We start from the raw sequence: 22,904 nt of genomic DNA, 5'->3' as shown, positions 1-22,904 counted from the left end.
TAGAGGTAATCCTATGCAATCCGAAGAACAACGTCTTATCGATGGTCTGTTTGGCCGCTTGAAAGAAGCCGAGACCAAGACGGGCCAGAGGGATCTCCAGGCAGAGCAGCAAATCAACCAACACATCCGTGAACAGCCTTCCGCACCTTATTACATGGCTCAGGCGATGATCATTCAGGAAGCGGCGCTGAAGCAGCTCGACCAGCGGGTGAAGGATCTGGAGAGCCAGATTGCCCAGCAACAGCAAAATAACGCCAACCAACAAAGCAGCGGCGGCTTTCTGGCCGGGCTGTTTGGTGGCGGTAATCGCAACGCGCCAAGCCCGCGCGAGCAGTATCAGGCGCAACAGCAGAATAACGCGGCATGGAACAATCAGCCGCAGGCGGGCTATGCTCAACAGCAGCAACCAGCCTACAGCCAACCGCAGCAAGCAGCACCTTCACGTGCCGGCGGGTTCCTCGGCGGGGCATTGCAGACTGCCGCCGGCGTGGCGGGCGGTGTGGTGCTGGCCGACATGTTGACCGGTATGTTCCGCCATTCACAACCACAGGAAATTGTTAATATTATCGATGAAACGCCGGCAACACCGGTGGATGACAGCGCGATGAATAATTTCGACGCGTCCAACAATCTCGATACCTTTAACAACGGCGGTGATAGTCGCTTCCTCAACCAAGATAACGGCTTCCAGAACGCGGATTATCAAAACGACGATAACACCGATTTCGCCGACGACGACTACAGCGACGACGATTCGTTTATCTGATCCTTCCCCCCTTTCCACCCGGAGAGGGGGGTTTCTGTTTCTTCTTCCGCACCGCTGGTCTACAGTTAAACCTGTCCAATCACAGCAGGTTACGCAAGCTATGCCGAAGATGAACCCTATCGCCCCCTATGCAAGCCCTCGCCTGTTGATGCGTCCGCCGGTGGCCGACGATTTGCCGCGTTTTTACGCCATTTTTGGCGATCCCGACACCCAGCGTTTTAATCCCGCAGGCCCCATCGCCAGCGAAGAACAGGCACGATTGGCGCTGACGGGGCGGATCGAAAATTGGGCGCAACACGGCTATGGTTCCTGGGCAATTGCACTGCGTGAGCAGCCGGAATGGGTCATTGGCTTTGGCGGGTTGTCCTGGCGGCCGCTTGGGGCTCAGCGGACGGTGAACTTGGGCTATCGTTTTGATACGCAGGTTTGGGGCAGCGGCTTGGCCACTGAGTTGGCGCAGGCCTCGCTGGAGTATGGTTTCAAGCATCTGCAGTTGACAGAAATTTCGGCTATTGTGCGCGAAAAAAATCTGGCCTCATGCCGCGTGCTGGAAAAAGCGGGGTTACGTTTGGTCGATACTCTGGATGACGTGCCCGGCGATACGCCAAGCCTGGTTTACAGCATTACGCGCAGTGAGTATCAGGGCTGCTGAACCGGCGGTTCATCATTGATCTTCGCCAGCGCCCGACGGTAGGACTTAACCTTTTGGCGCTTCTTCAACCAGGTGGTGGTTGAGACAATAAAAATTAGCCCGGACATGGTCAGCACGCCGATCGGGTGGCCGTAAAACACCATAAGGGCGAAATAAATAGCGGAGACAATCGCCACCCATTTTGCCGTATTTCCCACCGCATTCTTCTCCTGACTCAAACGGCGGATGTACTCTTCTTCACTGATCCCCATACGCGCTCCTTTTTAGCTGAACGTTCCACTATATTGGGGCGGAATGATGATAATTCAATCGATTAAAGGGTAAAGAAGCGTAAAGCTCAGCGAGATTGCTCACGACGATGGCGCAGATAACGCCCCGGCAAAACCTCTCCAGGCAACGACGTGCCAGCATTGCGGCCAAATAACCTATAGCGATTGCTCGCCACTGCATTGTAAAACCTATCCGCCAGCCGCTGCGGCAAAAAGCGCGCCAGCGCCAACAGGCGAAATGGCCAGCCAAGCTGACGCAACGCCTGAAAAAACGCCGCCGAACGCAACCAATGTCGGCCCGGTTCAAGATAGACGATGGAGTCAAAACGATCGGTGGGCAAGGCCAGCCAATTCAGAATTGCCTGACCTTCTTCGGATTGCACCGTGGCCAACAGGATCTTGCCCTGTCGATCGGCACGAATCAAAAATCTCACCAGCCCGTGACACAAATTACATTCGCCATCGAATAACAGCACCCGGTCACCGGGCTGGAGATAAGGGGGGAGCGTTGACGGATTCATCCTGCCTCCTGAGGTTTACCCCAGACTAACGCGCATTCCCCTTCAGAACCAGCGGGGCCGCTTACGGCGCTGGGGACGCAGGTGGCGTATCCGGCAATGCCACTACCGAGATTCGTACTTCGTAATGCTTGGCGTTACCGGCGGGGATCACCGAAGTCAGCTTATTGATGGTTTCAGTGGGATTATCGCTGGCGGAAGTCGCACAGAACAGCTCACCGCCGTGGCAGAAGCCCGGTTTAGGCATATGCCCACCAGGGAAAGGAGGTAAGCGGAACTGCTGTTCTGCAGGGGGGACGTTTTTTTCTGCCGGAGCCGGAGCGGAAAGCGCGCTAACGCTGAACAGCGTCACGGCAGCCAGCACAGGAAGCGTCAGTACTTTGATTGCATTTTTCATGTTGTCGATCTCATTTGCCGGGATTGGGCCTAACCTACCCCGCCCCCGGCCGATGAGAAAGCCGCTTTTCACGACCTTTGCATCCCAATGATCTTTGCTTACATCCCTCCGCTAACGTGATGAAAGCTTAAGGATTGTGTAAAGGTCGTTTGGCTTTTCTTTCTATTTTGATTACTTGCCTTTGGTCAGCGTGCTGTAGCTGGTCATCAGGTTGCGGTAATCGGGAATGTGGTTGGAGAACAAGGCCCCCAGCCCTTCGACATCGTTGCGCCAGTCACGGTGCAGCTCACACGCGACGCCAAACCAGGTCATCAGTTGCGCGCCTTCGGCTTCCATACGGCTCCAGGCCGATTGACGCGTCAGCTCGTTGAAGGTGCCGGAAGCATCGGTGACTACGAACACTTCGAAACCTTCGTTCAGGGCAGACAACGCCGGGAAGGCCACGCACACTTCGGTGACGACACCGGCGATAATCAACTGTTTGCGACCGGTGGCTTTCACTGCCTTGACGAAGTCGTCGTTATCCCAGGCATTTATCTGCCCAGGGCGTGGAATAAAGGGTGCATCGGGGAATTGAGCTTTGAGTTCAGGGACCAGCGGGCCGTTGGGGCCGTCTTCGAAGCTGGTGGTCAAAATAGTCGGCAGGTTAAAATACTTCGCTAAATCACCCAGTGCCAGTACGTTGTTTTTAAAACGATCGGGATCGATATCGCGTACCAGTGAAAGCAGCCCTGCCTGATGATCCACCAGCAAAACGGCAGCCTGATCCTTATCGAGGCGTTTGTAATTTGCAGTCATGGTTTACTCCTGTGGGGTGTTGATTATTACGGTTAAAGGTTGCCTTGGCCGAGAGGCCAAAGTGCAGAGGTTACCTAAGTGTAGAACCGGATCCGGAGGTGTTTTTCCGGATCGGCTCTAAGGTGTGCGGTGAGGGCTTAGCCGGCGTGCTTCTCTGCCGTCATGCTGCCGAACTTGCCGCCGTTGAAGTCACGGAAAGCCTGCTGGATTTCCGCGTCGCTGTTCATCACGAACGGGCCATAACCGACGATAGGCTCATCGATCGGCTCGCCGCTCAGTACCAGCAAGCTGACATCATTGTTGGCTTCGAGGGTGATTGAATCCCCTGCACGGTCAAACCTGACCATTTGGGTTTCGCGCACCACTTCCTCACCGTTTACATGAATCGCGCCATGCAGTATCACCAGTGCCAGCGTATGCCCTTCTTCCACCGTCAACGTGGTGGTGTGACCGGCATTCAGCTTCATGTCCCAGACATTAAGCGGGCTAAAAGTGCGCGCAGGACCGGCGTGGCCGCCGAAGTTACCGGCAATCACCCGCACCTGGCCTGCGCCGTCCGCCAGTGGAACCACCGGGATATCCGCATTCAGCAGCGTCTGATAACCCGGCTCAGCCATTTTGTCCTTGGCCGGCAGGTTTACCCACAGCTGAACCATTTCCATGGTGCCGCCGTTGCGCGAGAAATCCCGTGAATGGAACTCTTCGTGCAAAATACCCGAGGCGGCGGTCATCCACTGTACGTCACCGGGGCCAATCACCCCGCCGCTGCCAGTGGAATCACGGTGCTCCACTTCGCCTTGGTAGACGATGGTGACCGTTTCAAACCCGCGATGCGGATGCTGACCCACGCCGCGGGTGCCGGAGGCAGAGCGGAACTTGGTTGGCGCAGCATGATCCAACAGCAGGAACGGGCTCATTTCTGCCCCCAAATCGTTATAGGAGAACAGCGAATTCACCAGGAAACCGTTGCCGACCCAGTGGGCTTCAGGGCTGTTGTAAATACCGAGGATCTTTTTCATCTTGAACTCCTGTTTCAGGTCTCACGACCTTAAGTTGATGTCAGAAGTTTAATCCTGCGGCGTTTGCCGCAGTAGTAGGCAAGATGTACACTCAGTGTTCTACATATAGAACGATGGTAAGGGCAGGCAATGTTCACCGATTTGAACGATCTGTTTTATTTCGCCAGCGTAGTCGACCATCAGGGCTTCGCCCCCGCCGGCCGGGCGCTGGGTATCCCCAAGTCCAAACTGAGTCGACGCATAGCGCTACTGGAAGAACGCCTGGGCGTACGCCTGATCCAACGCTCGACGCGACGGTTTTCCGTCACCGACGTCGGTCTGAATTACTATGCGCACTGCAAGGCCATGCTGGTAGAAGCCGATGCCGCACAGCAAGCCATCGAACAAACCCGCGCCGAACCCTGTGGCACGGTGCGCATGACTTGCCCGGTGGCCATTCTGCACACCCGGGTCGGTAGCATGGTGGCGGCCTTTATGGCCGATTACCCGAAGGTCACGGTGCATCTGGAAGCGACTAATCGCCGGGTAGATGTGGTGGGTGAAGGCCTGGATCTGGCCATCCGCGTGCGGCCGCCGCCGCTGGAAGACAGCGATTTGGTGCTGAAAATTTTGGCGCAGCGCACCTGGTGCATCGCCGCCAGCCCGGCGCTGGTTCGAACCCTGGGCCCAGTGGAAAAACCGGAAGAGCTGCATAAATACCCCACCCTGGATCTCGGTCCGGCACGCGCACAGCACCTGTGGCAGTTGACCGGGCCGCAGGGAGAAAAAATGGAGTGGGAACACAGGCCACGGCTGGTGACGGACGATATGCTGATGCTGCGAACTGCGGCGATTGCCGGTGCAGGGATCGTGCAATTGCCGTCAATGATGATGCGTGACGATATGCTGCGCGGTGAGTTGGTGCAGTTGCTGCCGGGTTGGCAACCGCAGGGCGGCGTGGTGCATGCGGTTTACCCGTCACGCCGCGGCCTGCTGCCGGCGGTGCGGCTGCTGCTCGACTATTTGGGGCAGCAGTTCGCCAGCATCGAAGAGGAGTGATCAGGCGGTAATTTCGATGGCGTTACCGTCCGGATCACGGATGATCGCCTCATAAAAACCGTCCCCTGTCCAGCGTGGCGCCGCCTGCAGGATCCCCTCCTGCTGCGCGCGCTGCGCCAACTGATCGACACGGCTTTCCTCTCCCACCGACAAAGCAATATGCGCCCAACCCACACGTTCACTGGCCTGCTCCGCTGACAGCAGATCCGGCAAACTCATGATCTCCAGCGTTGGCCCCGCCGCAAGGCTGACAAAGCAGGAAACAAACCCCGGACGGTTCCGGCTAACGTATTGTTCCCCGGCAACGCCGTCAAAATACCGCTGCCAGAACGTCACCTGGGCATCAATATCGCGGGTCCAGAGTGCAACATGGGCTATTTTCATCTCAGTCTCCAATGGGTGAATCGCTGTACAACACTTTGCCGCCACTGTGCGTGATCTGCTGTTCGAGCTGCGGATGACGGCCAGGCGGCGTGACTAAATAATCGACCCGATGGGCGGGCAAAAAGCTGTAGGGGGCATAGGTGTTGAGTTTGTCACCGGTACATAGCACCGCCAAGTTGCCTGACCGCGCCAGCAGACGCTTCTTGAACTGGGCATCCTGATAATTCAGCGCCGAGAAACCGCAGCCCGGGTCATAAGCACAAATGCCGACGAAAGCGAGGTCAAAGTAAAAATCGTCGATTTCCTGTACCGCCTTGGCGTCCACACAGCCGCCAATGTCGGCATCCAGCTCGCCGCCGATTAAAATCGTGCGGATCCCCGGCTGTTCCAGCATTTTGCCGGCAATAGTCAATGCGTTAGTCACCACCGTCAGCCGCAAATCGCGTGGCAACAGCTCGGCCAAATAAAGGTGCGTACTGCCGGCATCGAGGAAAATAACCTGCCCTTCCTTGACCAATGCCAGCGCAGCCAGCGCCAGTGCCTGCTTCTCGTCACCGCTCAATTGCAGCCTTGCGCTGATAGGGCCGGTTGCCGGCGTGGGTGCCAGCGCACCGCCATAAATGCGTTTACACAGGTTTTGTGCCGCCAACTGGCGCAGATCGCGCCGAATGGTGGCTTCGGTGGTTTTCAGGCGTTCCGCCATTTCAACCGCCAGCACTCGCCCCTGCTGCTGCAAGGTAGCGAGGATCGCGTCGTGGCGCTGATTGGGCAACATTTTGGACATTCGGCTTCTCGATGGCGAACAAGTGATCACAAATGTACACAAACGTGCATAAACGTACAAATTTTTATGCAACGCTACGCAATGGCAGCGCTGGGCTAGACTGAAACTTTACGTCTCAAATAAAGGACTATTGATGACCTCAGCCGTGCTTTATCCCTTATTCCCCGCCGCAGCAACCGTCATTGGCGCCGCCATCGCGCTGTACCGCCGCCCTGGCGATGCCGCCATGCGCATCATTCATCACTTTACCGCTGGTATCGTCTTTGCCGCGGCCGCGACCGAAATTCTGCCTGACCTCAAGCAACAATCGCCCTGGGCAGTACTGCTCGGTGGTGCCGCAGGTGTGCTGATGATGCTGCTGGTCAGGCGTTTGGGCGAACGGGCTCAGGGGCCGGTGGGCTTTGTGGCAACCGTCGGCGTGGATATTTTTATCGATGGCCTGGTGCTGGGCATCGCCTTCGCTGCCGGTGCAAAAGCGGGCCTGTTATTGACGCTCGCGCTAACGTTGGAAGTGCTGTTTCTGGGGCTGTCGATCGTGGGCGATTTACGTGATTTTTTCGGCCGACGGATAAAAGCCATGCTGGCGATTGGCGGCCTGGCTCTGCTGTTGCCACTAGGCGGTATGCTGGGTGCGCCGATTGCCATGCTGGGGGCATTCTGGCTAACCGCGTTTCTGGCCTTCGGCCTGATTGCCTTGCTCTATTTGGTCACGGAGGAGTTGCTGGTTGAGGCGCATGAAGGAGGTAAAGATACCCCGCTCGCCACCGCGATGTTTTTTGTCGGTTTTTTACTGCTGTTGCTGCTGGAAGAAGGGATGGGTTAAAACTCAGGAATTTTACGGGGTTATTACCTCACCCCAAGTGATTTGGCTATACTGAGGCGAGCAAGGTTACCGCAGAACGTAACGGCTTGGGCGCTAAGGGAAAAGGATGCTGTCAAAAATTGCGAAGTGGCTATTTCAATTGCCGGGCAGGCTGTTTGGGGGCATTTTCAGGAGCCGCCTGACGATTTTTATCTTCTTTATGCTGATTGCCGCTGGGGTTTTCAGCGCCAAACGCTATCTGCGAGCCGATCAAAATGACGATGAGTTTGTCGCGACGGCTACCACAGATTACAACCGGGCCATCCAGCGTGAAATGCCGATGCGCGAAGCACGCGAACAATGTGGTGGCCCGCTGCATGACAATGCCGGGCAACCCTGGCCTCTTTCGGCTGGCTACCTGCATCAGCCGGAAGGCAAAGCCGCCAACCCACTGCAACAACTGACGCTGGATAATCAAAACAACAATTTTGCGGTGTTGGTCAAACTAGAGACGCCGGGCGCGCCACAGCGTTTGGCGGAAGTTTTTATTCCCGCAGCCGGCAGTTTTAATATCAAAACCAACCCGGCCGGGGAATACGTGATGAAAATTAAAAACATCAAAACCGGCTGTAACTTCCGCTCCAAACCTTTCACCCTGAGTCGTCATCAGGATTGGCGGCTGTCGCTGAAACTGCAAACGGACGGCAGTGTGCAATACCAGCCGATCAGCGACCGCGAGTTTTAATCGCGAGGCTTATTTCTTCACCGGATGATCGCGGCGGAATAATTCCCAGCTTTCGATTTCCTGACCGTTCGGCAAGGTACAGGTGGAGTACTGGCCGTCAGCATTTTGCTTGGCGTTCAGCTTGCCGCCGATCTTGGTGCAATACACGTCCGCCGGGTTCGCCATGCCAATTGGTTTTACCTGCGGCGGCGGTGGCGCATCGTTAGATTTCATGCTGCAGCCCTGTAATATCGCCATCCCTGCCAGCAGGGAAACCATCAGAATTTTTTTCATTTTTTCTCTTACCACTCCCGGTCTATTTCACGCCGCGGATAGCCGGCCCATTTGAAATACGGCGGGGAAAGTTAAAAACGGCGCAGCCTGAGCCTACCGCCGTTTAAGCTATCAGGAAATAAAGGATGCGCCCTGTTTCAGGACCAAATCACAGGCTTTTTGCTTCACTTTTTCAGTGATTTGCGAAGTGCCCAGGCTGTTCAGATCCAGACTCTTGCCTTCGCCGGTTTTCAGCAGGCCACCCAGCCCTTGCTGGTAGTCCTGGCTTTTGGCGTTCTCTGTGCTGGTGATGCCCAGTTTGCTCAGCAACTGGTCTTTCACCGCTTCGGTGCCGTTGGCCGACAGGACGTTATTTTTCACGCAGTACTGCAGGATGCCGGCCGCGTTGGTCATGCTGCTGGAGCTCAGCGCCTTGTCGCCACCGTTCAGTAAACCGGTAAGTGAAGACAGTGAAGTGCCACTGGTGCTGCCACCCGATTTACTCAGTTCACCGGCCGCGCTGCTGAGGGAATCCATCAGTCCGGCAGCCTGAGCGGCGCCGCAGGTCATGGCGGAGGTCAATGTCAGCGCCAGCAGTAAACGATGCTTGGTGTTCATGGGGTAAAGCTCCTGTTTATCTCGCCATCCTTTCGGCATCCCCCTAGCCATTGGCGACGGGAAAAAGCGGATGGGCGAATCGTGTGCAATCAGCGCAATGCGCTGGGTCACATCTTCGGACGCCACCCGCGGCGACAAGTTCCTTTTAGCCGGCAATACGGCGTTTTTTCAGAATTCAGGTAATTTTTTGGGCGAAGAATGTACAGCTCGGGGGCTATGGGCCGCCAAACTGGGCGACCCGCCAGGGATCAGAACTGCCAGCGCAGCCAGGCGAAGAACACGTTGCCGTTATTATAGGTGCCGGGAATATAAGTGGCCTGGAAGGTCAGGCGCTTATAACCGATAGAAGCCAAAGGCAACGGGGCCGGAATAGGAATGTAATTCCAGTTATCTCGCGCAGTGACACTGGCGGTGAAGCCCAGACCCAGTCGGAAGTCCTTGTCGTCCAAAGGACGCCAGATCTTCTCATAAGCGTAACCGCCGATCGGCTCCCACTTATTGAATGAATCTTTGAATGCCATCAGATAGATACCGTGCCAGTCACCGTCGCTGTCGTAACGCGAAATACCATAGCCGGCGCCCCAGGGGCGCTCGTTGTACTTATCGATATGTTCGTCGTCGTAAGTCCAGCGGTTATGCCAGGTGATGGCCGGTAGATAAATGTCTTTATTCGGCGAGTTGTTCCAGGTTTCCGCCACGTTATCGGTGAAACGCTGCCACAACCCCGGTTTTTCAGCCTGCGCCGCGCTGCCATTTTCTGCACCAACCTCAGCGTAAGAAGGTAGTGCAGGAAATAGCAGCGCCACTGAGCAAGCCAAAATTGTCCGTTTAAAAAACATCATCAAACTCCTGTAAAAAATAAGGCCGGCGATTCTTACCGATCGACCCATCAAGATCAAGCTGTATCTTATTTATCCAACCGTTTTCTCCTGCCTCGTTGTCACTTGGTTAAGTTTAACCGCAGGCAAAGGGAAACTGGCCCGGCGGGTCGACTCCGGGCGCTCAGGCTACTGCGCTCCCTATGCACCGTCTGTCGGAATACTCCGCAATAATGCCGCTGCCGAAGTAAAACCCGGCGGCTCACCAGCCTGCTAGCGAACTTCTTTCCTGCTCTGAACGTAGCGAAATCTTTACTGCCGCCCAAAGAGCAACTGTAATCGCCGTCACGCTTTTCGTGGGTTCTCTCCCCTCATTTTGCGGCAATCTCAATAAGCTCAAGGCCCTGTCAGGCGACACGACTGTAAATTTGCAGTTACAACGCTGTTTTAGAGACCTACAACGGCAAAAACGGATGACTTCCCACCGTCATTTTTAGCGGCAGGCAAAAGTACCGATGATCATCCCGCGCGCCATGTTCCGGCCACAGCCGTCATATTTCACATATCTATTACATTAGGTGAAAAATACCACCCACAACATCGCTGCGGTTAATCGCCCTCACCCCCAATGTAAACCCGCAAATACAACAAGCTACCCTCTCATGCGCCCCACTCAACTTGAACAAGCCGATAGTTTAAATAATTGTTAAAGCTAACGAGCATGACCCGGTCTGCAAGGGCTGAACGTTTATTGAATTGCTCATAACACAACATCGCCAGCAAGTTATTTGCTGCTCTCTGCCTGATAAAAGAAAGATAAAAAATCCGGAGAAACACATGAAAATCACTATCGGGACATTCATCCTGCAACAGCTCCGCACCCTGAACATCGATCGTATTTATGGCGTACCCGGCGACTATAATCTGGCGCTGCTGGAATTGATCGAGCACGACAGCAATATTGAATTTATTGGCAACTGCAATGAGCTGAATGCGTCCTACGCGGCCGACGGTTATGCACGGTTAAAAGGGGCTGGGGCACTGATCACCACCTACGGCGTCGGCGATCTGGCCGCGCTGTCCGGCATTGCCGGGGCTTACGCCGAGTCCGCACCGGTTGTCTGCCTGGCCGGTACCCCGCCGCTGCACGCAATGAAAAATCATGAGCTGCTGCACCACACGCTGGCGGACGGCAATTTTGATAACGTCATGAACTGTTTTAAACAATTCACCGTCGCCCAAGCGTTGATCACGCCAGAAAATGCGGCGATGGAGATCCCTCGCGTTATTTCCCGTGCCTGGACGGAAAAGAAACCGGTTTATTTACAGTTACCTTCTGATATTTGTGATGTGGAAATTGAAATCACTCAGGCAATGATCGCGCCGCAATTGCCAGCCAGCGACCAATATAATGTCCAGTTGGCGGCCATGGCATTGCTGGCGCGAATAAAACAGGCAAAGAAATCGATTATTCTGGTCGACCAAATGGTGGATCGCTTTCAACTGCAGCAATTAGTGATCGAGGTCGCACATAAATTTGCCATTCCCCTCACCAATATGCCGACGGCCAAATGCATCATTCCGGAAACCACGCCGGGTTGGATGGGCGGTTACAGCGGCAACCTTTCGCGCCCCGAACTCTATGAACATATGGCGCACGCCGACTGCGTGCTGAGCTTTGGCGTTCGCCTGGTGGACTCGACAACCGGGTATTTTTCGCACCAGATCCCGGCTGACGCGCAAATTGATATTCAGCCGTTCTCCGTGAAGCTGGGCACCACCTCTTACCCGGCAGTGGCGACCGCCGACCTGTTGCAGGCGCTGCTGGCACTGGGTGAAGAGGTAACAGGCCACCCGCCGACACCCCTGCCTGAAGCGCGGCATCGGTTGGCAACCCCCAGCGATGCCCCTATCGATCAGGCTTACTTATGGCAACGCATACAACGCTTTATTCGCGCCGATGACGTAATTGTGGTGGAGAATGGCACCTCGGGCGCGGCGATTGGCGGCATGCGTATGCCGGACGGTGTTCAGGTGGTCAATCAACCGATCTGGGGCTCGATTGGCTATACCCTGCCGGCGCTGCTGGGGACCATGATGGCCGCACCGGATCGCCGGCATCTGCTGTTCATTGGCGACGGTTCTTTCCAACTTACCGCTCAGGAAGTTTCCACCCTGCTGCGCTACGATCAGAAGCCGATTATTTTCTTGATTAACAATGATGGTTACACCATCGAACGTTATATTCTTGGCGAGAACTCGTCGTACAACGATATCGGCCCCTGGGACTACGCAAAACTGCCGGCGGTGCTCAATACCCAGGCGAAGCCGTTCAGCGTGGCGGTAGAAACTACCCACCAGTTGGAATTGGCGCTGGAACACGCCTCGCGTCAGGATCGGCTGGCCTTTATCGAAGTTAAGGTGCCGATGATGGACACCCCGCCGGTGATGAAGGAATTCTGCAACCGCTGCAATAACTTTAACTTCGGCTTGACCAACCCGCGTCGCGCTTAACCGCGTCAACATCCGCCGTAGCTCAATGCGCGGCGGATCCCTCCAGACCTTGCACCACCTGCCGCTGCAAACTTTGCAGAAGCGGGTGTTGTCGCCGGTGGCCCAAACGCAACGCATGTGCCACCTTCGGCAAGGGTAACTTACGCTCAAATACCGTCTCGATCCCTACCCGCCGATCGACAGATTGCTGATTAAGCAGGCCAATCCCCATACCGGCAGAAATCGCTGCCAACATGCCGGATATCGAAGGACACTCCACCGAGACCTTGTGGGCAATGCCCGCGGCACTCAGGCGCTCTTCAGCCAGCCGGCGATAAAAGCAGTCTGGCCCGTAACTGACCAATTTCACACAGTCACCAGGCTGAAAACGCCATCCTGGCGGCACACACCAGTGAATTTGTTCCGTTGCCAGCACCACATCTTCGGTGCTTAACGCATCGCAAAACTGCTGATGCAGTACCAGGTCCAACTCTCCCTGAGCCAAAGCGTTACGCAATACCTGGCTTTGATCGATGACCAACTGCACGTCAACCTGCGGATGTTGATGGGTAAAGGTCGCCAACAAGGTGGCCAACCGGGACAGCGACATCTGCTCTGTGGCGCCAAAACGCACTGTCCCCTGCAATAACGAGGGGGGAAAAATGCGCCAATGCCCGATCGTGTGCCTGCAAAATCTGTCGTCCATGCATCAACAGCGCCTCACCGTCCACGGTGGCGATCAAAGCGCCTCCCTGGCGATCGATCAGAGTGCGGCCCAGCTGTTCCTCCAACCGTTTGATTTTCCAACTCACTGCCGACTGACTGAGATTTAGCTGTTTCGCCGCACGCGTCATGCTGCCGGTGTCGATTACGCTCTGCAGCGCCCGCAATGCATCGATGGATAAACGCTGGTTCATAAACGCCCTCATGACAAAAGTTGGATTGAATCACCATAACTTGTCATTGGCGTCATGAAAAGACGAGGGGTAGGGTGATATTCAACACGGTAATGGGGAGAAATCATCATGAGCGGCTTAACTTCTCAGGTTAATCAGCAGGTCATTATTCAAGGGCATCGGATTGCCACTGGCGTACAGGGGACGGGTGTGCCACTGGTGTTGGTACACGGAACCCCCGCCCATTCGATCATCTGGCGAAATTTGCTGCCCCGCCTGACGGTGGCCGGCTTCCAGGTTTATTACTATGATCTGCTGGGCTACGGCGCATCGGAACGCCCATTGTCCGCAGAGACCTCGATTATCGCACAGGCGGATTTACTGATCGCCCTGCTGAACCACTGGCAACTGGATTCCGCCCACGTATTTGGCCACGATATTGGTGGCGCGTTATCACTGCGCGCGGCCTTCGGGAACGCTAATCGCTTTCGCTCGCTAACCATTGCGGACATTTGCAGCTACGATTCCTGGCCTTCACCCACCTGGCGCAGCATCCGCGATAATTATCGTCAGTACGCCGTCATGGACCCCTTACAACATCAACAAACCCTAACGCGTCAGTTGCAAATGGCCGTGTTCAACAAATCGCTGATGATGGGAGAGCTGTTGCAGAGCTATCTGGCCCCGATCGTTGGCGTGCTCGGTCAACCGGCCTTTTATCAGCAACAGATCGCCCATTATGATGCCCGCTATACTGATGATTTCGCGCAGCGTCTGCCAAAACTGCGCCTACCGGTGCAAATCCTGTGGGGAGAAAACGATGAATGGCAGCCGGTCAGTTACGCCTACCGTTTACAAGCTGACATTCCCGGCGCCAGGCTGCAGGTGATCCCGCAGGCGGGGCATTTTCTTATGGAAGATGCACCGGAAGCCGTATCCCAACAGCTGGAGACCTTTATTCATTCACTTTAAATCGGGCGAATGCGCTCAGGAGAACACAATGCAATTGATAGGCATGCTGGATTCACCCTATGTGCGCCGGGTCGCTATTTGTTTGAAATTGTTGGAGATAGAGTTTGAGCACCAGGCAATTTCAGTGTTCAGCGGTTTTGACCGGTTTAAAGCCATTAATCCGGTGGTAAAGGCCCCAACGCTGGTGCTGGCCGACGGCCAGATCTTGATGGATTCTTCGCTTATTCTGGAATATGCCGCAGGTATCGCCCCCTCTGGCAGAGCTTTACTGCCAAACCAGGGGGCGGCGAGACTGAACGCCCTGCAGTTGAACGGGCTGGCATTGGCCGCCTGCGAAAAAACGGTGCAAATCGTTTATGAACAGCAGTTGCGTCCGCTAGAAAAGCAGCATCAGCCCTGGCTGGATCGTGTTCGGGGCCAACTGCTGGCGGCCTACGCCGAACTGGAAAAACAGTTGCCGCAGTCCGCCGTGTCATCATTTATGGGCAGCGCAGAGGTCAGCGTGGCGGTGGCCTGGGGCTTCACCCAACTGATGCTGCCCGGGCAGATCAGCGACCAGCAACACCCGACTTTGGCGGCATTTGCTGCTCAGGCCGAACAACACCCGGCGTTTATCAGCACTCCGCAGGTTTAACCTGCCGAAGCGCGCGTCATGCAGCGTTGGCTCCGCTCATCCACCCGTTTGGCAAACCAGGCGGTGGTCAGCTTACGGGTGATTTTCGGGCTTTCCAACTGAATGCCTGGCAGCATTTCCCGCGGCAGTTTCTTGCCGGTGGTTTTCTCTGCCAGCGCATACACCCGCGCATACAGGTCGGTATCGGCAAATTCGGGCAGGTCCCCCTTCTCCAGCGCCCGGCGAATTGCCGAGTCGCTCATATTGAGCCGCTTGCCAAGGGTACGCACCGCCAGCTCGGTGGTGCCGGGTTTGTCGGTGCCGTAGTTAATCAAGTCGCCATCCAGTGCCAACGGAATGCCCGTCGTGCGGCTGACCGCACTTTGGAAAGCGGCGTTGCGGCTGGCGTACCAACCGGCATTGAAGTCGGCGAAGCGGTAGATCGGCTGGCTGTAGTCAGCCGGGTAACCCAACAGGTGGGCAATGCCGAAATACATGCCGCCGCGGCGGGTGAACACTTCACGGCGGATCGAGCCGTCGATCGGATACGGATAACCTTTGGCATGCGCTTCGGCAAAGGCGATGCTGACCTGCATCGGCCCGGCGGTATGCACCGGGTTCAGGCTGCCAAACAGCTTTTGCCCCATCGGCACCGAATCAATCATATCGTCAAAGATATCGCTCAGGTCTTTTTCGGTGCGAACCTTATCCAAACGCTCGCTGTAGCTCTTGCCGTTCGATGACTTGATCAGCAAAGCGGTATGCACCAAAAAGTTGGGAATATGCAACTGATCAGCGCGGCGGTCGATCTCTTTCCAGGCGATTTTGGGCAGCCCCGGCACCGGCGGATTGGCCTGGAAGGTCGACTCCTGCTCGGTTACCGCCAGCACTGAACACAGGTTTTGGTCGCTGGGCTCGATACCCTGTGCGGCAAAAGCGGCGGTGATATCGGTGGCCCAGCCCTGGCGATCGGCGGTGTTAGCCGGCATCAAGCGCACCAGTTGAGCTTTGACGTCAGCCGGGCGTTGCACCGGTGAAGTCGTGGTGGTTTTCGTGGTACAACCGGCCAGCACCAGCAGCGCGGCCAGGCTCAACGGACGCAAGGTCATCGGGTTGATAAAACGGCGAATTGGCATCTTTTCCCTGATCGTTTTGACATACACTGCAGTGACGTTAGCCCAGCAGCGGACCCCGATCCAGTCTAAATGTATTGGGTGCCAGGAAATACACCTTTAAGCAATCGCCGCAGGGTAAGACATCTTGCCTCGCACACTCTGAATCACACCTTTCATGATCGCGGGCATTTTCAATGAACCGATAAACATGTATTTTATATGCAACATATAAAATCGTTTATTCGCCCACACCAGGGCAACGCAAAATTTAAGGAGAGACGCATGAATGAGCTGCTTTGTTATAAAACCCTGCCGGTATGGAACAGCGCAACGCTGCCGGAGAGTTTCCAGCAAAAGCACAACACCCAAAGCGGCACCTGGGCCGAACTCACGCTGCTGAGCGGCAGCCTGACCTTTGCGTTGATGACCGAAGAGGGCGAGACCACCGAAACCTGGCAGTTCAGCCCTGAGAGCCAGCCGCCGTTTATCGAGCCACAGCAATGGCACCGCATCGTTTCATTTTCCGATGATATGACCTGCCAACTGGCTTTTTACTGCTCACCGGAAGATTACTACCACAAAAAGCACCAGCTGACGCGCACCCATTCCGAGGTGATCGAAGCCGTGCAGCGCATAAAACCCGGCAAAGCGCTGGATCTGGGCTGCGGTGGCGGACGCAACTCGCTCTATCTCAACCTGAAGGGCTTTGACGTCACCGCCTGGGACAAACATGGCCCGTCGATCGACAACCTCAATAGCCTGATCGAGAGCGAAGGGTTGTCGCACATTCGCGCCAGCGTGCAAGATCTCAATACTCACACCTTCAGCGGCGATTACGACTTTATTCTTTCCACCGTGGTGTTTATGTTCCTCAGCCGTGAACGGATCCCGGGGCTGGTGAAAAACATGCAGGACAGCACCCTGAACGGCGGTTACAACCTGATTGTCGCCGCGATGGATACGCCGGACTACCCTTGCAGCCTGCCCTTCCCCTTCACCTTTAAACCGGGCGAGCTGAAGGAGTATTACGCCGACTGGGAAATCCTGAAGTACAACGAGGATGTCGGCCAACTGCACAAAACCGACGCCGCCGGCAACCGTATTTCACTGCGTTTCGCCACGCTGCTGGCGCGTAAGCCCTAAAATCCCTTCAAATGGTGCCGCTCGATACGATATTGACCGGCGCCGGCCTGTAGCAAAATACGGCAAACAACATGAAGTTTAATACGTTGCCAACCTGGCGCTGCGGCGTTAGGATCGCGCCCGGCTACGGGTGTAGCCAGTGTTATTGGCTGTCAGTTCCGCGCATGGAGAGGTTATTGTGTTAGAGAGTTTTGGCGTCCTGAATCTTTGGACCTATTTGGCCGGGGTGGTTTTTATCATTATCCTGCCAGGCCCGAATACGCTGTACGTGCTGAAGACCGGCGTGACGCGTGGCGTACGTGCTGGTTATACCGCCGCGCTGGGCGTGTTTATCGGCGATGCAATCCTGATTTTCTGCGCCTATATTGGCGTGGCTTCGCTGATCCGTACCACGCCGTTCCTGTTTACCCTGGTACGTTTTCTCGGCGCGATTTACCTGCTGTTCCTCGGTGCGAAAATTCTCTACGCCACCTTTATCCAGAAAAATGCGGCGCAGCAACAACAGATTGAAGGCGGCCACAGCATCCTGCGCAAATCGCTGACGCTCAGCCTGACCAACCCGAAAGCGATCCTGTTCTACGTGTCGTTCTTCGTGCAGTTTATCGACTTCAACTATGCGCACACCGGCCTGTCGTTCACCATTCTGGCGCTGATCCTCGAATCGGTCAGTTTTATCTACATGACCACGCTGATCTTCTCCGGCGCGATGCTGGCGCACTTCTTTAACCATAAGAAAGGCCTGGCAAAACTGGGTAATGGCCTGATCGGCCTGCTGTTCCTCGGCTTCGCCACTCGTTTGGCCACCCTCAGCTCCTAGTTCGCCGCATTAACGGCTGATCCCCTCAGCCGTTTTCTCTACTCTGTCACGCACGACAAACCGAATGTCAGACAGACAAAAGCCCTCCTTCTCTGCCTGCTATAGACTTTTAAGGTTAACGATAGCGACCTTTTTTGTCTGACAGGAGGGCGTATGCCTGACAATAACGTAGCAGTGATGGACAGCGTTTCGCGTTTTCTCGATCGTCATCATGGGCTGTATATCGACGGCCAATGGTGTGGTTCCACCGCCGAAGGCCGGCTGGCGGTGTATAACCCCGCCAATGGACAACAAATTTCCTCCACCGCCGACGCCAACGCGCAAGACGTCGCTCGCGCCGTACAATCGGCCCATCAGGCGTTTACCTCTGGGGTCTGGGCGCAACGTTTACCTGCCGAGCGCGAGCGTATTTTATTGCGCTATGCCGATTTGGTTGAACAACACACCGAAGAACTGGCCCAGTTGGAAACGCTGGAACAGGGCAAGTCGATCAATATTGCCCGCATGTTCGAGGTAGGCTGCACGCTGAACTGGATGCGCTACACCGCCGGGCTGACTACCAAGATCACCGGCCAAACCCTGGACGTGTCGATCCCCATGCCGCCGGGGGCCAAATATCAGGTGTATACCCGTAAAGAGCCGATTGGCGTGGTGGCAGGCATTGTGCCGTGGAACTTCCCGCTGATGATCGGTATGTGGAAAGTGATGCCGGCGCTGGCCGCAGGTTGTTCCATCGTGATCAAGCCCTCGGAGACCACGCCGCTCACCCTGCTGCGCATGGCTGAACTGGCGACCGAAGCCGGCATTCCACCGGGGGTATTCAACGTGGTGACGGGTAAAGGTACCGGCTGCGGCAAAGCGCTGACCGAACACCCGCTGATTGCCAAAGTGAGCTTCACCGGCTCCACGCCGGTCGGCAAAGGCATCGCCCGCGCGGCGGCGGACCGGCTGACACGCGTGACGCTGGAACTGGGCGGTAAAAACCCGGCCATCGTGCTGAAAGATGCCGACCCGCAGCAGGTTATCGAAGGCCTGATGGCGGGCAGTTTCCTGAACCAGGGGCAGGTGTGCGCCGCCAGCTCGCGGATTTATATTGAAGCGCCAATCTACGACACTTTGGTGGCCGGGTTCGAGCAGGCGGTGAAATCCCTGTCCGTCGGACCGGGCATGGATGCCAGTGCGCAGATCAACCCACTGGTCTCCAGCGACCACCGCAATAAAGTGGCGGCCTATCTGGACGATGCCAGATCCAAGCACGCTGAGTTGATCAGCGGCGCGACCGGGCCGGACTCGCAAGGGTTCTATATTCCGCCGACGCTGGTAATTAACCCGGACGACAAGCTGAACCTGACGCGCGAAGAAGTGTTTGGCCCGGTGGTCAATCTGATCCGCGTGGCGGATGCTGAAGAAGCATTGCGCAAAGCCAACGACACCGACTACGGTCTGACCGCCAGCCTGTGGACCACCAGTCTGCAAGCGGCGATGGCCTTCACGCCACGAATTCAGGCCGGCACGGTGTGGGTCAACACCCATACGCTGATCGACGCCAACATGCCTTTCGGCGGCTTCAAACAATCGGGTAGCGGCCGTGATTTCGGCCCGGACTGGCTGGATGCTTATACCGAATCCAAATCGGTGTGCATTCGTTACTGAACAGCGCCTTAATCGCCAGTAGCGCCCTCCAGGGCGCTACTGATACTGCTTACGGTATTCGCTGGGCGAAACGCCAAAACGGCTTTTGAAGGCGGTGGAGAAATGGCTGTGATCGGCAAAACCCCAGTCATGGCCGATAGTGACCAACTTTTGCCGCTCAGGCGCCGTGCGTAGCACCTGAGCGCACAAATCAAGACGGCGGTGCTTGATATATTGCGCCACCACCAGTCCCTGACGGGCAAACATCCGGTACAGGCTGCGGACCGAAATGCCCAGTTCAGTGGCGATCCACTCAGGCCGTAACTGAGGCGACTGGATATGCGTATCGATAAACGCCAGCGTACGGGTGAAAGCCTGCGGGAAAACCTCCGCTCCCACTTCAGGTTCCACCAGCGCCGGGCGCAACAGAGTTGCCACGGCACTGAGTATCGCCTCGCTCTCCGGTGCGCTCATCTGCGCGTCCTGCATGCAGCCCAAGACCAGTTGCCGACTGAGGCGCGCCATGCTGCTTTGCCCATCCAGCCGTCGTGCGAATTGCAGATCGCTAAAACGTGCCGACCGTTCGAAATAGCTGCGCGGCATCAGTAATGAGATTTGGCGGGAGTCCTGTTGAAAGGTAAAACTGCTGGTACGTGAAGCATCGATCAGCGTGACGTCACCGGCGGACAAGACTGCCTGTCGGTCACCCTGCTCCATCAATGAACTGCCGCGCAGTTGAAAGACCGTGAAAAAATGCGAGCCGTCGCTGCGGTTAATTTCTTTTTGGGTTCGATACAGGCGGGTTTGCGTCGCATCCACCACGCTCATACGTAACGCGTGGGCACGAAATTCCTGCATCGCGCCGCTAAATCCCGGCCCCAGAGTTCGGGCGCAGAACCGGCCGCAGGCGGAGTTGATTTTCGCCAACCACTCTTCGAAGCCAACCTCCCTGACCGGTACGGAAATTGCCATGGATCCCCCCTTCACACATCAGCGATGGACGCGTTCGAACCGCAAGCGGCAATGAACAGAAAATCAACATAACAACCCAGTAACATACAAGCAATGCCGACAGTGGGATCTGGCGCTGGGATCACAAATTGCGCCTTATGGCTCCAGACATGAAAAACCCGGCCGTAGCCGGGTTGATAAAAACGGGAAAATCGGGAGGATTAAGGCTGGCTATCCAGCAGATAACGCACCACGGCCGCGTATTCTTTTGCATAGCCGTCAACGCTTTGGCTCGCCATTCCGGCATTATCGATTTTGTACTTGCCGGAGACATAAAACGAGGGGGTTGCCCGTACGTCCAGCGCTTTCACCGCTTCATTCTGCTTGGCAATCAAGCCCTTCACCAACAGGCTGTGGCGCGCATTTTCATAGGCCGCGGCATCTACGCCGGCGGCGGCAAACACCCGCTGAATATCCTCTTCACTGTTGATGGCGCGCTTCTTTTGCAGTTCGTCGAACAGCAGGCCTTCGATTTTATCCTCGATGCCCATCACCATCGCGATCGACCAGGCTTCAGTCAGCTCATTGCCCAATTTGCCCATCAGGCCGACATGATATTTGGTCAGCTTGGTGCCCTCAGGCAGCGCCTGGCTGACGGTGCTGCCCACATGGTAGGTTTCGGCAAACTGATAACAAGGGCCGCAATAAAAAGAGAAAAACTCCACCACCGCAGGGGCTGACGCCACCGGTTTATCCAGGCGAGAATATTGCTCGCCAGCACGGTAATCCGCCGCCACGGCGACAGCAGGAAGCAATAGCGCCAGGAGCGCACCGGCGAACAGCCGATTAACTTTAGCCAACATAACTACTCCAATTTAGATGAGAACATTGTCCCTAACGGCGGTGTTTATAATCAAATTATCGGAACAAGACCAGTTTTTATTACCTTGTGTTTATGTGGGATTGGCTCACATCAAGGGGCCATGCGGGCCGTCAGTGGCGTTCTGCGCCCCAGACGTCATGCTACACAACCGCCTCAGAAGAGGCGGCAGCGAAATGAGCATGCCGTTAATTAATAACAACATTGGTGAGTATGGATTCACTGCGGACAAGAAGACTTATGCCAAGAATACGCTGCGTCAGCCTTCACTGACGCAGCGGGATCACACTCAGTTTTTTGGCAGTTGAATACGGACTACGCTTTCCGGTTTGCCGGCTTTGGTGCTGGCTCCGTCATTCTTCACCGTCACGAACAACACGTTGTTGCTGGTGTCCAGCGCCAGGCTGTTAGGGTGCGGCGGCAGTTCTACGGTTTGCAGGCGCTTGAGGCTGTTTGAATCAAACACCGTCAACGTACCTGCGCCATGATCGACGCGGATCCCTTTGCGGTTGGCGACGTACACACGCTGGTTGCGATCGTCCAACAGCAGGCCAATTGGCACTTCATCGGTCAGTTCGCTGGCCAACACTTTGCCGCTGTCCGCATCCAGCGCAAACACCCGGTGACCGCTGCTGCGCTTCACGTAGTCACGCTCAAGGTGGGTATTGCGGTAGTTGTCGCGGTCGATCCCCTGATCCACCCCTAACAGACGGTTATTCTTCCCGTCGTACACCAGGTTCAGCAGCTGATCCGCTTGAATCTCTTTGGTGGAGGTGATCGCCAGGGTATCGGCATTCAGGGTAATCAGTTGCCCCTGCATGTTAGAGACAAATACGCGCCGTCCTTTCTCATCCAGAGTGATGCCCACCGCGTTGTAGCCGAAACCGGGGATCATTTTCTCCAGCTTTTGAGTCCGGGTGTTGACCACAAACAGCACGCTATCTACCCCAAAACCCAACCCCGGCAAGAACAGGCGGCCGCTCTGCGCGTCATACTTCATTTCGCGGATGCGGTACTGGTAGTCTTCAGTGATCTTGAAGCGCTTAAGCTCCTTGAGCAGGAACTCCAGGCGCTTGCCGCTGATACCGGCCTCCTTGTAGGTCTGCTCCAGCATCGTTTTTTCGGTCACTGGAATGCTGTCCAGCGCACGGTTGGTGGTGGTATCCACCACGCCGACCGAGCCATTGAACCCTTGAGTCAGATACAGCCGGTGGCCGGCATCATCCAGGGCTACGCCGAACCCCTTCACCTGCAGAGGGATCTCCGCCTGCACCGCCAACGTGGTCGGATCCAGACGCAACACGCGGGATTTCGCCTCTTCCTTCCAGTCCGGTGCGCTGACGAACAGCGACTTCTGGCTTGGGCTGTAGGCCATTTCCACCAGCGCCGACGACAACGGCTGGCGCTTGATATCCTGCTGAGAGATCCCTGCGTCACGGGCCTGCGCCGCACCGGCCACCACCAACGACGTTGCAATCAACAGCGACAGTAAAGCGCGGGGTGTTCCTATTGTTCCAGACATCCGTTTATCT

The 22,904-nt window shown here is 56.0% G+C and carries 27 protein-coding genes; 11 read left to right on the top strand and 16 right to left on the bottom strand.

What is annotated here, in order from left to right; all coding sequences use genetic code 11:
- The first annotated feature begins 13 nt into the window (after nt 1–13).
- Together EBA31_RS03810 and EBA31_RS03805 are read left to right on the top strand one after the other, a co-directional pair.
- On the top strand, nt 14–766 hold the full coding sequence (locus EBA31_RS03810; RefSeq protein ID WP_116691201.1) for a DUF2076 domain-containing protein: 753 nt from the start codon (nt 14–16) through the stop codon (nt 764–766).
- 100 nt (nt 767–866) lie between these two features.
- On the top strand, nt 867–1,418 hold the full coding sequence (locus EBA31_RS03805) for a GNAT family N-acetyltransferase (RefSeq protein WP_122077438.1): 552 nt from the start codon (nt 867–869) through the stop codon (nt 1,416–1,418).
- On the opposite strand, the gene EBA31_RS03800 is transcribed toward EBA31_RS03805, so the two are convergent.
- The 5 genes from EBA31_RS03800 to EBA31_RS03780 form a co-directional block, all read right to left on the bottom strand.
- Nucleotides 1,406–1,669: a hypothetical protein gene (locus EBA31_RS03800; RefSeq protein ID WP_046374395.1), complete on the bottom strand. Its 264-nt coding sequence runs from the start codon at nt 1,667–1,669 to the stop codon at nt 1,406–1,408. The two genes, EBA31_RS03805 and EBA31_RS03800, sit on opposite strands and share 13 nt — an antisense overlap.
- A gap of 86 nt (nt 1,670–1,755) precedes the next feature.
- Complete coding sequence (locus EBA31_RS03795; protein ID WP_122077436.1) at nt 1,756–2,208, bottom strand: thiol-disulfide oxidoreductase DCC family protein; 453 nt, start codon at nt 2,206–2,208, stop codon at nt 1,756–1,758.
- A gap of 61 nt (nt 2,209–2,269) precedes the next feature.
- On the bottom strand, nt 2,270–2,602 hold the full coding sequence (locus EBA31_RS03790) for a hypothetical protein (protein WP_046374397.1): 333 nt from the start codon (nt 2,600–2,602) through the stop codon (nt 2,270–2,272).
- 171 nt (nt 2,603–2,773) lie between these two features.
- Nucleotides 2,774–3,400, bottom strand: a complete 627-nt coding sequence (gene ycaC / locus EBA31_RS03785) for an isochorismate family cysteine hydrolase YcaC (protein ID WP_115059919.1) — start codon at nt 3,398–3,400, stop codon at nt 2,774–2,776.
- A 137-nt stretch (nt 3,401–3,537) separates the two neighbouring features.
- A complete protein-coding gene (locus EBA31_RS03780; RefSeq protein ID WP_046374398.1) occupies nt 3,538–4,419 on the bottom strand; it encodes a pirin family protein in 882 nt (293 codons plus the stop codon).
- A 129-nt stretch (nt 4,420–4,548) separates the two neighbouring features.
- On the opposite strand from EBA31_RS03780, the gene EBA31_RS03775 reads away from it, so the two are divergent.
- A complete protein-coding gene (locus EBA31_RS03775; RefSeq protein WP_020825405.1) occupies nt 4,549–5,457 on the top strand; it encodes a LysR family transcriptional regulator in 909 nt (302 codons plus the stop codon).
- On the opposite strand, the gene EBA31_RS03770 is transcribed toward EBA31_RS03775, so the two are convergent.
- Nucleotides 5,458–5,841: a VOC family protein gene (locus tag EBA31_RS03770; RefSeq protein WP_122077434.1), complete on the bottom strand. Its 384-nt coding sequence runs from the start codon at nt 5,839–5,841 to the stop codon at nt 5,458–5,460. It lies immediately after the preceding gene.
- Between the two features lies 1 nt (nt 5,842).
- Nucleotides 5,843–6,625 (bottom strand): DeoR/GlpR family DNA-binding transcription regulator, encoded by a 783-nt coding sequence (locus EBA31_RS03765; RefSeq protein ID WP_122077432.1) that lies wholly within the window; start codon nt 6,623–6,625, stop codon nt 5,843–5,845.
- 133 nt (nt 6,626–6,758) lie between these two features.
- Here EBA31_RS03765 and EBA31_RS03760 point away from each other — a divergent pair, with 133 nt between their 5' ends.
- A complete protein-coding gene (locus EBA31_RS03760) occupies nt 6,759–7,448 on the top strand; it encodes a ZIP family metal transporter (RefSeq protein WP_202914188.1) in 690 nt (229 codons plus the stop codon).
- Nucleotides 7,449–7,554: 106 nt separating this feature from the next.
- The gene (locus tag EBA31_RS03755) at nt 7,555–8,172 is read left to right on the top strand and encodes a hypothetical protein (RefSeq protein WP_020825401.1); all 618 of its coding nucleotides are present in this window, start codon (nt 7,555–7,557) and stop codon (nt 8,170–8,172) included.
- A 9-nt stretch (nt 8,173–8,181) separates the two neighbouring features.
- Here the strand turns inward: EBA31_RS03755 and EBA31_RS03750 are convergent, their stop codons facing one another.
- The 3 genes from EBA31_RS03750 to pagP form a co-directional block, all read right to left on the bottom strand.
- Nucleotides 8,182–8,445, bottom strand: coding sequence for a DUF333 domain-containing protein (locus tag EBA31_RS03750; RefSeq protein WP_020825400.1), 264 nt, complete (start codon nt 8,443–8,445; stop codon nt 8,182–8,184).
- Nucleotides 8,446–8,556: 111 nt separating this feature from the next.
- Nucleotides 8,557–9,042, bottom strand: a complete 486-nt coding sequence (locus EBA31_RS03745; protein ID WP_020825399.1) for a DUF2501 domain-containing protein — start codon at nt 9,040–9,042, stop codon at nt 8,557–8,559.
- Nucleotides 9,043–9,290: 248 nt separating this feature from the next.
- The gene (gene pagP, locus EBA31_RS03740) at nt 9,291–9,884 is read right to left on the bottom strand and encodes a lipid IV(A) palmitoyltransferase PagP (RefSeq protein WP_170868519.1); all 594 of its coding nucleotides are present in this window, start codon (nt 9,882–9,884) and stop codon (nt 9,291–9,293) included.
- Between the two features lie 813 nt (nt 9,885–10,697).
- Here pagP and EBA31_RS03735 point away from each other — a divergent pair.
- Nucleotides 10,698–12,374: an alpha-keto acid decarboxylase family protein gene (locus tag EBA31_RS03735; protein WP_122077427.1), complete on the top strand. Its 1,677-nt coding sequence runs from the start codon at nt 10,698–10,700 to the stop codon at nt 12,372–12,374.
- A gap of 22 nt (nt 12,375–12,396) precedes the next feature.
- Here EBA31_RS03735 and EBA31_RS27010 read toward each other — a convergent pair whose 3' ends face one another.
- Together EBA31_RS27010 and EBA31_RS27005 are read right to left on the bottom strand one after the other, a co-directional pair.
- Nucleotides 12,397–12,963 carry a LysR family transcriptional regulator substrate-binding protein gene (locus tag EBA31_RS27010; protein WP_238387427.1) on the bottom strand — a complete coding sequence of 189 codons (567 nt, stop codon included), beginning with the start codon at nt 12,961–12,963 and terminating at the stop codon, nt 12,397–12,399.
- Nucleotides 12,902–13,270 carry a LysR family transcriptional regulator gene (locus EBA31_RS27005; protein WP_238387426.1) on the bottom strand — a complete coding sequence of 123 codons (369 nt, stop codon included), beginning with the start codon at nt 13,268–13,270 and terminating at the stop codon, nt 12,902–12,904. Before EBA31_RS27005 ends, EBA31_RS27010 begins: the two co-directional genes overlap by 62 nt.
- Before the next feature lie 108 nt (nt 13,271–13,378).
- Here EBA31_RS27005 and EBA31_RS03725 point away from each other — a divergent pair, with 108 nt between their 5' ends.
- Both EBA31_RS03725 and EBA31_RS03720 read left to right on the top strand, forming a co-directional pair.
- The gene (locus tag EBA31_RS03725; RefSeq protein ID WP_172958951.1) at nt 13,379–14,221 is read left to right on the top strand and encodes an alpha/beta fold hydrolase; all 843 of its coding nucleotides are present in this window, start codon (nt 13,379–13,381) and stop codon (nt 14,219–14,221) included.
- 28 nt (nt 14,222–14,249) lie between these two features.
- Nucleotides 14,250–14,855: a glutathione S-transferase N-terminal domain-containing protein gene (locus tag EBA31_RS03720; RefSeq protein WP_122077425.1), complete on the top strand. Its 606-nt coding sequence runs from the start codon at nt 14,250–14,252 to the stop codon at nt 14,853–14,855.
- Here EBA31_RS03720 and EBA31_RS03715 read toward each other — a convergent pair.
- On the bottom strand, nt 14,852–15,970 hold the full coding sequence (locus tag EBA31_RS03715; RefSeq protein ID WP_122077423.1) for a DUF1615 domain-containing protein: 1,119 nt from the start codon (nt 15,968–15,970) through the stop codon (nt 14,852–14,854). The genes EBA31_RS03720 and EBA31_RS03715 overlap by 4 nt on opposite strands.
- 261 nt (nt 15,971–16,231) lie before the next feature.
- Here EBA31_RS03715 and tehB point away from each other — a divergent pair, with 261 nt between their 5' ends.
- The 3 genes from tehB to EBA31_RS03700 all read left to right on the top strand — a co-directional run bounded on the left by tehB (nt 16,232) and on the right by EBA31_RS03700 (nt 19,562).
- Nucleotides 16,232–17,092: an SAM-dependent methyltransferase TehB gene (gene tehB, locus EBA31_RS03710; RefSeq protein ID WP_122077421.1), complete on the top strand. Its 861-nt coding sequence runs from the start codon at nt 16,232–16,234 to the stop codon at nt 17,090–17,092.
- 178 nt (nt 17,093–17,270) lie between these two features.
- Entirely contained in the window at nt 17,271–17,909 is a 639-nt protein-coding gene (gene leuE / locus EBA31_RS03705) for a leucine efflux protein LeuE (protein ID WP_020825394.1), read from the top strand.
- Nucleotides 17,910–18,062: 153 nt separating this feature from the next.
- Nucleotides 18,063–19,562, top strand: a complete 1,500-nt coding sequence (locus EBA31_RS03700) for an aldehyde dehydrogenase family protein (RefSeq protein ID WP_046374407.1) — start codon at nt 18,063–18,065, stop codon at nt 19,560–19,562.
- Nucleotides 19,563–19,598: 36 nt separating this feature from the next.
- Here EBA31_RS03700 and feaR read toward each other — a convergent pair whose 3' ends face one another.
- From feaR to EBA31_RS03685, 3 genes are all read right to left on the bottom strand, one after another.
- Complete coding sequence (gene feaR / locus EBA31_RS03695; protein ID WP_122077419.1) at nt 19,599–20,513, bottom strand: transcriptional regulator FeaR; 915 nt, start codon at nt 20,511–20,513, stop codon at nt 19,599–19,601.
- A 200-nt stretch (nt 20,514–20,713) separates the two neighbouring features.
- Entirely contained in the window at nt 20,714–21,355 is a 642-nt protein-coding gene (locus EBA31_RS03690) for a DsbA family protein (RefSeq protein WP_046374409.1), read from the bottom strand.
- 306 nt (nt 21,356–21,661) lie between these two features.
- Nucleotides 21,662–22,894, bottom strand: a complete 1,233-nt coding sequence (locus tag EBA31_RS03685; RefSeq protein ID WP_041414258.1) for a YncE family protein — start codon at nt 22,892–22,894, stop codon at nt 21,662–21,664.
- Nucleotides 22,895–22,904 lie beyond the last annotated feature (10 nt).

This window comes from Serratia sp. P2ACOL2, assembly GCF_003691565.1.
Classification (GTDB): Bacteria; Pseudomonadota; Gammaproteobacteria; order Enterobacterales; family Enterobacteriaceae; genus Serratia; species Serratia liquefaciens.
This window is presented reverse-complemented; position numbering and strand designations above follow the sequence as displayed.